Origin of the sequence: Candidatus Kuenenia sp. (assembly GCF_039794105.1) — a bacterium.
Lineage (GTDB): Bacteria > Planctomycetota > Brocadiia > Brocadiales > Brocadiaceae > Kuenenia.
The window spans coordinates 1-2,519 of record NZ_JBDIWA010000076.1; the positions used below are offsets into that span (position 1 = coordinate 1).

Sequence of the window (2,519 nt, forward strand, 5' to 3'; positions counted from 1 at the left end):
GAAAAGATATTTTATCATTTGAAGACCTGCGGTTGATTGGCCCTATGGAAGAAAATGACCTTCGCCGTTTTCCATTGGAGTATTTCATTCCGCATCTTTATCTTAAAAACAAGGCACAGTTTATTTTGGGGGAAACTGCGGGGACGACGGGTCAGCCGAAAGTGACTGCATATCTAAAAGAAGAGTTTGCGGTAATATTTGTGGACTGGTTCAGGTATATCGCAGAAAAAAGAGGATTCCCCAAAAAGGCAAACTGGCTGTGGGCAGGGCCCGGGGGGCCTCATATTATAGGAAAGGCAGTATGTCCTGTTGCCAACAGCATGGGGAGTATGGATCCATTTTCCATAGACCTTGACCCCCGCTGGCTAAAAAAATTAGCCCCTGGGTCTCTGGGATACAAACGATATATCAACCACATAATTGAACAGGCGCTTGATATATTACAGCGTCAGCACATAGAAGTTCTTTACACAACCCCCCCTTTACTGGAACGACTGGCTGCAGAAATGAATCAGGAACAACGGATGCGGATACGCGGCGTTCATTACGGCGGGGTATCCATACTACCGGAACAATACAATAATTTCAGAGAGCACCTTTTCCCTAATGCGGTGCATATTGCAGGGTATGGAAATACCCTTTTTGGTTTGTGCATGGAACTTGAGGAACCGGTAGGCGGGGATTTGGAGTATTTTCCACCAGGCCCCCGTATGGTAGTGCAGTGCATTTCAACAAAATACGGTATCCGGCCGGATAAAAACCGGCTTAACCACATTGTTGAGTACGGGGAAAAAGGACAGATAGTATGCCATAGGCTGGATGAATCTTTTTTTATCCCAAATATGTTTGAAAGGGATGAAGCCGTACGTATTGCACCGACAAAAACGGCAAAATCGCTCGGTATTTTCCAGGACGGTATTAAAAATCCCACACTATTATCAGGCCTTGCGGCAAATGCCAAAATTGGGGTTTATTAACAAAGAGATAGGTCATTAGTACCTTATCAGTAATTTCTTAGCACTTTTTGGCAAAATATTTAATGGTCCCTTATGCAGTCGGCAATCTACAATCTACAATCGGCAGTAGGCAAATTGCCGATTGAGGATTGAGGACTGTGGACTGGGGACTGAGGACTGTTTTCTCGCTTGTTTATTTCTGGCTATGCCAGCTTAGGGGGATATTATGAAACAAATAAATGATACTGTTGAACTGCTTGCGCCTGCCGGACGGTGGGACTCTTTTACCACAGTAATAGAATCGGGAGCGGATGCCGTCTATATTGGCGGCAAGAGATTTAATATGAGACTGCACAGGTCTGATTTTAATTTTACCGACGAACAAATTGCCGAGGCAGTCACATACGCACACTCACGAAATGTAAAACTATATATTACCGTTAATAACCTTCTCGGCAATGAAGAGTTTGCAACGCTCGCCAATTACCTTGCATTTTTACAGGAAATACACATTGACGCAATAATAGTCCAGGATTTGGGCGTGCTTCACGCAATACAAAACATGGATGTTTCGATACCAATTCACATCAGCACAATGATGAACATTCATAATGTTGAATCTGCCTTGACGCTGAAGGAACAGGGAGTCAAACGTATTGTTACGTCCAGGGATATCCCTCTTTCCCTTGTAAAGGAAATCCATGAAAAGGCGGACATCGAGGTTGAGTATTTCATTCATGGCGACCTTTGCATTTGCCATAGCGGACAATGCTATTCCAGCGGGGTGCTTTTTGGCAAAAGTGCGAATCGCGGCGAATGTATGAAACCATGCAGATGGCATTATACGCTCGTGGAAAGTAATTCGGGACAAACAATAGGCAATTTGCCCTCCGGTTATCTGCTTGCAATAAAAGACATGTGTTTGCTGAAACACATCCCTGACCTTATCCATGCCGGTGTATGCTCGTTTAAGATCGAGGGGAGGATGAGACATGCAGATTATTTAAGAGAAATCGTAGGTATCTATCGACATGCTATTGATACTTACAGGGATGACCCAATGTCCTACGCTATGAATTCTTCATCATACGAGCAGCTTTATCAGAGCCGTGTACGGGATTTTACAACGGCAATGTCCTTTACGCCATCCTCCGCTTCTCTTGTTGATATTTCAGGGGAACGTGAACCTCTTTTTTTAAGCCGTGCGGCAAAAGAAAGGTCGCTTGCAAAGGAAGATATCTATGATAATCCTTTCGAAACGGCAGAACACTATTCTATGGAGCATGAAATAACCGCTATTCCTCAGTTATCGGTAAACGTAGGGTCAATGAGCGCTTTAATTGCAGCGTTGGAGGAAGGTGCTGACCAGATTATCGTAAATGCTGAAGGTTCTCAGTTTAGAAAACAGGTATGGACAAAGCTACTGCGGAAAGAAGCATGTGACAGGACAAAAGACGCAGGGAAAATAATAAGATTCGGTACTCCGCGCATAACAACCGCAATAGAAATGAACGACGTTCGATGGCTGTATGAGCAAGCCGTTTCACTGGAAGTGGATGGTGT

General features: G+C 44.1%; 2 protein-coding genes. Both read left to right on the top strand.

Annotated features, from left to right (window positions below; translation table 11 throughout):
- Positions 1-977: hypothetical protein (locus ABJL82_RS16550; RefSeq protein ID WP_347275816.1), on the top strand; the 977-nt coding region annotated here is incomplete at its 5' end.
- A 205-nt stretch (positions 978-1,182) separates the two neighbouring features.
- Positions 1,183-2,519 (top strand): peptidase U32 family protein (locus tag ABJL82_RS16555; protein WP_347275817.1); only part of this gene is annotated, 1,337 nt, incomplete at its 3' end.